This is a genomic window from Streptomyces sp., from assembly GCF_050698815.1.
Classification (GTDB): Bacteria; Actinomycetota; Actinomycetes; order Streptomycetales; family Streptomycetaceae; genus Streptomyces.
Map to the genome: position 1 here is coordinate 1 of NZ_JBOHCV010000164.1, position 7,348 is coordinate 7,348.

Here is a 7,348-nt window from a genome sequence, read left to right on the forward strand (position 1 = left end):
GACGGTGGAACCCGGTGTCCGGGACACGTCCGGTCAGCGCCGCCGCCACGTCGACGAAGTCGCCGTAGCGGTTGGTTCTGGCGCCGAGGACGGAATTGGCGAAGGCGACCGCGTTCGACTCCCCCCATGCGACCTGCTCGCCCACGGCCGGTCGGTGACCCACCTGGTAGGGGGTGCACGTCCACGTAGGGCGTGCACCCATCTTCTGGTAGAGGTCCATCAGCTCACGGGCGGCCCGCGCTTCCGGGGGGTCGGAGTGGTCCTGGCCGTGCACCAGGTCGACCGCGCCGGTGTTCAAGGTGGTCGGAATCCGCACCTGGGCGCCCTGTGAGATCAGCCTGCGGGCGTAGTCCAGGCCGACCGTGCCGGTGTAGAAGCAGCCGACGAGGTGAGCGGATGTCACGCTGATCAGCCGTGCTGCCGCGGTGGCTTCGGCGACGCCGACCAGCAGCCGCATGGCGAACCGCGAGGCCTCCCCGGCCTCCCCGTCGAGCATCGCCCGGTCCCCCGCTGTGAGCTCGAGTGACACCCCAACCTCCTACTCAGAGCCAGTCGCCGGTCAAACTTGCCGCATCCAAGGCTAGTGGTCGAGCGCGGCGATCCAGTCGTCGCGGCCTTGGCGGGTGAGGTCGGCCCGGAGCTGGTCAGATGGAGGGGAACGCGCCGTCTTTGACCGCCGAGACGAACGCGGTCCAGCGGTCGGCCGGGAAGACGAGTGCGGGGCCCTCGGGGGCCTTGCTGTCCCGGACGGGCATGACACCGGCGAAGCCGTCGGCGACCTCGACGCAGCTTCCGCCTTGACCGTCGCTGTAGGACGACGTGCGCCAGGTCGCCGTGCTCAGGTCGGGTGCAGTGCTCATGGTGTCGTGTAGTCCTCAGCCACTGATTCGAGCAGGGTCAGGGATGCGACCGGTGAGAGCGCGGCAGCCCTGACGAGATCGTATGACTTCTGGTTCTGCTCGACCAATGAGGGATCGTCGATGAGTTGGCCTGTGCCAGCGCCTTCTGTGTACGTCACGGGCGGTGCATCACTGAATGCCATCCCCGATGCCATGCCGTTGATCACTGCATGGGCCGCGGCGGAGAACGGGAGCACCTGGACGATGATGCGATGCGAACGTCCCAGTTGAACCAGGTGAAGCAGCTGTTCACGCATGACAGTCGGCCCGCCCATCGGCACGCGGAGCACCGTCTCGTGGATGACCGCCCACAACTGGGGCGTTGTTGAGTTGTCCAGCAGCCGCTGCCGGTCGAGCCGCGTACGTACGTGCGCCTCGATCTCTTCCTCGGGGTCGAGCGGCAGCGTGGCGCGGGTCAGCGCTCGCGCGTAGGCCTCGGTCTGGAGCAGGCCCGGCACCAGCATGGGTGCGTACTCGCTGATCGTGGTGGCCAGCTTCTCCAATTCTGCGGCGTCGGCGAAGTAGTCGGGGTGTTTCGAGCTGCGGGCGAGCTTGCACAGGCGCTGGATGTGGGCGCCGCTTCCCAGCACGTCGTCGAAGAGTTTGGAGACGTCCGTCTGGGGCCGCCGTACGGCCGACTCGAATTGCCCCACGTACGTGCCGGAGCAGAAGACGCGCTCTCCCAACTGGTCCTGCGACAGCCCGGCGGCCTCCCTCAGTCGGCGAAGTTCCGCCCCGTAGAAAGCGCGTGGAGAGGTGTACGGGTCGAGTTCCTTGGGCTGGGTCATGGCCGGCGTCCCCTGTTCGCAGACTGCTTGCTGGGTCGATCCCCCTACTCACCGTAGCCGCACTCGGTGACGCTATGAGTGTGAAAGGTCACAACAGGCGACCTTCGAGCCATCACCGAAGGGCTGATCCATGTACGCACTCCACTCCGAACTCCCCGACGACCGTGTCGTCGACGCCATCAGCGACTCCACCCGTGCCGTGGTCCGGCTCGAGGACGCCCTGACGGCCGCCGGCATCACCCTGCCCTCTCTGTCCATCGACCTGCCCTCGTGCGGCAGCCCCGTCGACCCGCGCCCGCTGATCGAGTTGGGCCGCTGCAACCTGGAGACCGCCGCCGCTCTCGCCGCCGCGCTGCACGGTGCGGCGGACCGTTGACGGAGCCGTCACCGCCCACGAACGGCACCGTCGTCTTCGACGAGGAACGGGGCCGGGTCGGCGAGGTCATGGACCAGTCAGGAGGCAGGCTCCAATTGCGCCCGGTGCGCGGCGGCCGGGAATGGGACGCCGACCCCGCTCACGTCCGTACCGCGACCACCGCCGAACGCGTCCGCGCCACCTTGGCTGCCGTGAACGCGGCCAGCCGTGGAGGGAACGGATGAGCCCCACCACCCCGAACGACGACCACGGCACGTGGTCCGCATCGGCGATCGCCGCCGAGGTCAATGCGGGCCGCCTGTCGGCGCGCGAGGTCACCACGGCGGCTCTGTCCCGGATCGCACGGGACGATCCGGGCATCTCCGGGCCTTCATCGAACTGTGGCCGCTGCTCGCGGGCGAGCGGGCAGCGAAGGTTGACCAGCGGATGACGGCGCTTCGGAGAGGTGAAGGGTGCTGGCGCCGCTCGATTGCCCGTAGAGCCGGGGCTGTGAGTGTCACGATGAGCGCATGAGCGATGAACGACGGAGCCTGCTTGCTGAGAAGACGCCCTTCCCCGACGATCTCGACGAAAGACTGCGCGCCCAACTCACGTTCCTCGTAGAGGTGGACCAGCTCAAGATCATCCTTCGCCAGTCGCCCCTCGCTGCGACCGACCGCCGCGAGAACGACGCAGAGCACTCATGGCACCTGGCGATGATGGTCGCGATCCTCGCTGAACACTCCGACCAGCCGATCAACGTAGGACACACGATTCAGCTTGTCCTGCTGCACGATCTCGTGGAGATCTACGCTGGCGACACCCCCCTGTACGACAGTGCCGCGGGCGTCGACCAGCAGGAGCGGGAAGGTGTCGCCGCCGACGAACTCTTCTCTCTGCTGCCGACGGATCAAGCTCAGCGCATGCGGACCCTTTGGGACGAGTTCGAGGAACGCCGCACCCCCGAAGCCAGATTCGCCAAGGCCATGGACCGGCTGCAGCCACTTCTTCTTAACTGGATGGCCCGCGGTGGCACGTGGCGCACCCCAGGCGTTACCGCCGACGATGTTCGAGCCCGCAAAGCAGTGATCGGGGACGCATCCTCCGCACTGTGGAAAGCCGGACGTCGCCTCATCGACGAGGGCGAGGCGCGTGGCTGGGCGAGAAGCGCGCCCCCCAGGTGTGACGAGTGACCAGGGCGACATCGCACTGTATGGCGCCGCTGCACAGCGTCACTCTGGCCCAAGGCAGCGCAGCAGGACACAACACGGTGTCGCGGTGACCTGGTCCTTCAACGTCAGCGGACACCCGGCGATCAGCGTTCCCGCGGGTCTCACCACCGCAGGCGAGCCCGTCGGCCTGCAACTGATCGCCCGGCACGGCCGGGAAGCCGACCTCCTGGCCGTCGCCGCGACCGCCGAATCATGACCTCCATCGCGCTGTTCAACAACAGCCGCGTGGGCACGACGACGCTGACCTACCACCTTGCCCACATGTTCCGGCGGCTCGGGCTGCGGGTGCTGGCCGTCGACCTCGATCCGCAGGCAAATCTGACCTCGATGTGTCTGGACGAGAGCGAGATCGAGGAGCTCTGGGAGGACAGTTCTTCGGAGCTCATCGAGCAGGGGGCAGCGCATCCTTCGCTACCCGGCTTCAGCCGGGTGCACGCCGGACAGACCATCGCTGACGCCGTACGGCCGATCCTTGAAGGGACGGGCGACATCGCGCCCGTCGAACCCGCTGCCCTCATGCCTGATCTGTGGCTGCTGCCGGGCAGTCTCGATCTGAGCCGGTTCGAGGACAAGTTGTCGATGGAATGGTCCAGGACCTTCGCCGGCGACATCGCTGCGATCCGTACCACCACCGCCTTTCATCGGACTGTTGCTCAGGTGACAGCTTCTGTGCAGGCCGACATCGTGCTCCTCGACGTGGGACCGAACCTCGGAGCCATCAACAGAGCGGCGCTCATCGCGGCTGACACCGTGCTGATGCCGCTGGCTGCCGACCTCTTCTCGCTCAAGGGACTGACCAACCTCGGTCCCACCTTGCGTACGTGGCGGCACGACTGGCAGCAGCTGGTACTGCCCCGCATCCCCGACGGCTTCCATGCGCCGCGCGCCGCCATGACCCCGCTCGGCTACGTCATCATGCAGCCGGAGATGCGTCTCGACCGGCCGTTGAAGGCGTACGAGCGCTGGCTGGAACGTATCCCCTGGGTGTTCAACACGGCGGTGCTCGACCAGCAGCCACCTTCCCGGGACGACGCGAGCCATCGCATCGCCACCCTGCGCAACTATCGCAGCCTGACGCCGTTGGCTCACGATGCGCGAAAGCCCATGTTCGACCTCAAACCGGCAGACGGGGCGCTGGGCAGTGCGCAGCAGTACGTCCAGACCTGCTTCCGGGAGTTCCGGGGCCTGGCCGAGGCGGTGCTCGAGCGGCTGCCTGAGGGAACCGGGTCCGGTGCCCGCGGCGGGGAGCGCAGTGGTTGAGCGGTACCCCCCGAGTTCCAGCCTGCCCGCCGACCGGTGAACCGGGGCAAGTGTTGGCCGGTCCTGGGCCGCATGCTCATGGGAACTCCGGCGGAATCCCCGCGGCCTGCTGGAAGTTCGGGCATGCGGTGATGTCTTCGTGCTCGCAGTCCAGTGCGCACTGGATGAGGTCCAGCGACCTCCGCAGGCCCGCGATGCGGCGGGCCAGTGCGTCGCGCTGTTCCATCAGCATGGTGCGCCGCGTCGCCCCGTTCGGGGCGTTCGTCATGTCGCGGATCGCCTCGAGCGACAGTCCGCCCTCCTTGGCGCGCAGGATCACCGCGACCTGGACGAGGTGGCGATGGCTGTAGCGGCGACGGCCGTTGCGGTCCCTGTCGGGGTGCAGCAGTCCCACGGTTTCCCAGTGCCGGAGTACGTGGGTGGCCAGGCCGAATCGTTCGGCCAGCGCCCCGACGCTCAGTGTCCGGTCCGGCAGGCGCGCGTCTTGGCTTGACTTCATGTCGACATGAAGCCGGAGCCTGGGCGCATGGTCAAGAAACAGGGAACAGATTCCGGGCCCGACGGCCCCCACGCGCCCGACGATGCCGACGGAGGGCTGCTCGAGATCCTCGACCGGCTCGACGAGCGGCCCGATGCCCGCGCGCTGCGGCAGCGCTCGTACGAACTGCTGGGCATGGGCCCGGACATGCCCGCCGTGGACGTCGGCTGCGGCGCTGGGCGTGCGGTGGCGGAGTTGTCCGGCGCGGGCGCGAACGCCACCGGTGTGGACATCGACGAGGGGATGCTCGCGGCCGCCCGCCGACGCCACCCCGGCCTGGACTTCCGGTGGGCCGGTGCGTACGACCTGCCCTTCGCCGATGGCGCCGTGCGCGGATACCGGGCCGACAAGGTCTTCCACAACCTCGACGAACCGGCACGTGCCCTGGCGGAGGCGGCGCGCGTGCTGGCGCCGGGCGACGGGCGCGTCGTCCTGCTCGGACAGGACTGGGACACCTTCGTCATCGACTCGGACGACGCCGAGCTCACCCGCACCATCGTGCATGCCCGCGCGGATGCGGTCCCCGGTCCGCGTACGGCCCGGCGGTACCGGAACCTGCTGCTGGACGCGGAGTTCCGGAACGTGACCGTGGAAGCGCACACCGGGATCTCCACGGACGCCTCGATGCTGCCCGTGCTCCACGGTCTGGCGGCGGCGGCCGTCACCGTGGGAGCGGTCACGCGGCACCGGGCCGACCAGTGGATCGCGGAACAGGAAGCGCGCGCCGGTTCCGGCCGCCTGTTTCTCGCCGTACCGATGTTCGTGGCCGCCGCCGACGCCCCTGGGCACCGCTAATCTGACGACAGCTCGGTCTGCGTCCAGCGGGCGGCGCCGAACCCGCCCTTCCCCGTAGGGAGTTCATGCATATGAGCCGACCCATCGCCGCGCTGCCCAAGGGGCACCAGACCATGCTGCTCGTACACCGGGCGATGGTCCGGGATCTCGACCGCCTGCAGCGCACCGCGGAGCAGCTGGCGCACACGCCGGACGAGAGCCGGACGGCGGCGCTGCGCACCTACGCGGGCAGGCTGCTCGAGGTGATCGAGCACCATCACGAGGGCGAGGACGAGTACCTCTGGCCGCGGCTGCGGGAGCGGGGCGCGGATGAGGAGGCGCTCTCGATGATGACGGCCGAACACGAGGAGCTCGCCGAGTCCCTGCACGCCACCATGCGGGCCTGCGAGCGGCTGGCGTCCGGCGGGGAGACGGCCGCCGAGCTGGCCGTACGTACGGCGAAGCTGAACGCGCTGCTGAAGCAGCACGCCGAGGACGAGGAGAACGAGCTCCTCGGCCGGCTGGCTCCGGCGCTGGACGAGCGTGCCTGGAAGGAGCTCGAGCGCGGGATGCTCAAGACGGCACCCAGCTGGACGCTCGGCTTCATGCCGCCGTGGCTCGCCTCCGTCGCGGGTCCGGAGGAGAAGGGCGGCGTCCCGGTCCCGCCGGTGGCACGGCTCTTCCGCGGCAGGCTCCGGCGGCAGCAGCGGCGGGCCTTCGGCGAGCACGCCTGACGGCCCGCCTCGCGGGCGTCCCGCGCGGAGCGGGCAGTAGCCCGCCGAGCGCTGCCGGCGGGCCGATGAGTTCCGGGCGCGAGTCCGGTCGGTACAGGTGACTCTCACACCTGGAGGTACCGATGACCGGTGACGGCTTTACCACATGCCTGTGGTTCGACGGGCAGGCCGAGGAAGCGGCGGAGTACTACCTGTCGATCTTCAAGGACGGCAAGATCGGCAAGATCAGCCGCTACACCGAGGCCGGGCCGGGGCCCGCGGGCTCGGTGCTGACGGTCGAGTTCGAGATCAACGGCCAGAAGTTCGTCGGACTGAACGGCGGGCCGGAGTTCACCTTCAACGAGGCCATCTCCTTCCAGATCCGCTGCAAGGACCAGGACGAGGTGGACCACTACTGGAACAAGCTCACCGAAGAGGGCCAGGAAGTGGCCTGCGGCTGGCTGAAGGACAAGTACGGCGTGTCCTGGCAGGTTACTCCCGTCGAACTCTTCGACCTGGTCGGCGACCCCGACCCGGAGAAGGCGAAGCGGGCCACCGAGGCGATGTTCCGGATGAAGAAGCTCGACGTCGCCGCGGTCCGGAAGGCGCACGCGGGGGAGTAGACATCAGCGGGGGACCGGTCCGTCCCGCTCACCCGGCCGGACCGGACAGGGACGGTGACGGGGACGGCATGCACTGCATCAGCAGTTCCGCACCGAGCTGAGTGAGGCTGTGCCGGCTGGTCCTGCCGTGGCGGCGCGTGGCCACCAGGCCCACGCGCCGCAGCAC

Annotated in this window: 13 protein-coding genes; 9 read left to right on the plus strand and 4 right to left on the minus strand. The window is 68.8% G+C overall.

Going from position 1 to position 7,348, the window contains the following annotated elements:
* From ACRDP3_RS06210 to ACRDP3_RS06220, 3 genes are all read right to left on the minus strand, one after another.
* The coding region (locus ACRDP3_RS06210) for an aconitase X (RefSeq protein ID WP_431515806.1) at positions 1–529 on the minus strand (529 nt) is incomplete at its 3' end.
* A gap of 115 nt (positions 530–644) precedes the next feature.
* Positions 645–860 (minus strand): DUF397 domain-containing protein, encoded by a 216-nt coding sequence (locus tag ACRDP3_RS06215; protein WP_431515807.1) that lies wholly within the window; start codon positions 858–860, stop codon positions 645–647.
* Entirely contained in the window at positions 857–1,687 is an 831-nt protein-coding gene (locus tag ACRDP3_RS06220; RefSeq protein WP_431515808.1) for a helix-turn-helix domain-containing protein, read from the minus strand. The genes ACRDP3_RS06215 and ACRDP3_RS06220 overlap by 4 nt, the downstream gene beginning before the upstream one ends.
* Before the next feature lie 130 nt (positions 1,688–1,817).
* Here ACRDP3_RS06220 and ACRDP3_RS06225 point away from each other — a divergent pair, with 130 nt between their 5' ends.
* From ACRDP3_RS06225 to ACRDP3_RS06250, 6 genes are all read left to right on the plus strand, one after another.
* A complete protein-coding gene (locus tag ACRDP3_RS06225) occupies positions 1,818–2,063 on the plus strand; it encodes a hypothetical protein (protein WP_431515809.1) in 246 nt (81 codons plus the stop codon).
* The gene (locus tag ACRDP3_RS06230; RefSeq protein ID WP_431515810.1) at positions 2,060–2,287 is read left to right on the plus strand and encodes a hypothetical protein; all 228 of its coding nucleotides are present in this window, start codon (positions 2,060–2,062) and stop codon (positions 2,285–2,287) included. Before ACRDP3_RS06225 ends, ACRDP3_RS06230 begins: the two co-directional genes overlap by 4 nt.
* Positions 2,284–2,493: a hypothetical protein gene (locus tag ACRDP3_RS06235; protein WP_431515811.1), complete on the plus strand. Its 210-nt coding sequence runs from the start codon at positions 2,284–2,286 to the stop codon at positions 2,491–2,493. The genes ACRDP3_RS06230 and ACRDP3_RS06235 overlap by 4 nt, the downstream gene beginning before the upstream one ends.
* A gap of 79 nt (positions 2,494–2,572) precedes the next feature.
* Positions 2,573–3,235, plus strand: coding sequence for an HD domain-containing protein (locus ACRDP3_RS06240; protein ID WP_431515812.1), 663 nt, complete (start codon positions 2,573–2,575; stop codon positions 3,233–3,235).
* Positions 3,236–3,320: 85 nt separating this feature from the next.
* A complete protein-coding gene (locus ACRDP3_RS06245) occupies positions 3,321–3,470 on the plus strand; it encodes an amidase family protein (protein ID WP_431515813.1) in 150 nt (49 codons plus the stop codon).
* Positions 3,467–4,534 carry a ParA family protein gene (locus ACRDP3_RS06250; protein ID WP_431515814.1) on the plus strand — a complete coding sequence of 356 codons (1,068 nt, stop codon included), beginning with the start codon at positions 3,467–3,469 and terminating at the stop codon, positions 4,532–4,534. The genes ACRDP3_RS06245 and ACRDP3_RS06250 overlap by 4 nt, the downstream gene beginning before the upstream one ends.
* A gap of 76 nt (positions 4,535–4,610) precedes the next feature.
* Here ACRDP3_RS06250 and ACRDP3_RS06255 read toward each other — a convergent pair whose 3' ends face one another.
* Positions 4,611–5,033, minus strand: a complete 423-nt coding sequence (locus ACRDP3_RS06255) for a MerR family transcriptional regulator (RefSeq protein ID WP_431515815.1) — start codon at positions 5,031–5,033, stop codon at positions 4,611–4,613.
* Between the two features lie 27 nt (positions 5,034–5,060).
* Here ACRDP3_RS06255 and ACRDP3_RS06260 point away from each other — a divergent pair, with 27 nt between their 5' ends.
* The 3 genes from ACRDP3_RS06260 to ACRDP3_RS06270 all read left to right on the plus strand — a co-directional run bounded on the left by ACRDP3_RS06260 (position 5,061) and on the right by ACRDP3_RS06270 (position 7,182).
* On the plus strand, positions 5,061–5,867 hold the full coding sequence (locus tag ACRDP3_RS06260; protein ID WP_431515816.1) for a methyltransferase domain-containing protein: 807 nt from the start codon (positions 5,061–5,063) through the stop codon (positions 5,865–5,867).
* Between the two features lie 71 nt (positions 5,868–5,938).
* On the plus strand, positions 5,939–6,580 hold the full coding sequence (locus ACRDP3_RS06265) for a hemerythrin domain-containing protein (protein ID WP_431515817.1): 642 nt from the start codon (positions 5,939–5,941) through the stop codon (positions 6,578–6,580).
* 122 nt (positions 6,581–6,702) lie between these two features.
* The gene (locus ACRDP3_RS06270; RefSeq protein WP_431515818.1) at positions 6,703–7,182 is read left to right on the plus strand and encodes a VOC family protein; all 480 of its coding nucleotides are present in this window, start codon (positions 6,703–6,705) and stop codon (positions 7,180–7,182) included.
* Positions 7,183–7,348 lie beyond the last annotated feature (166 nt).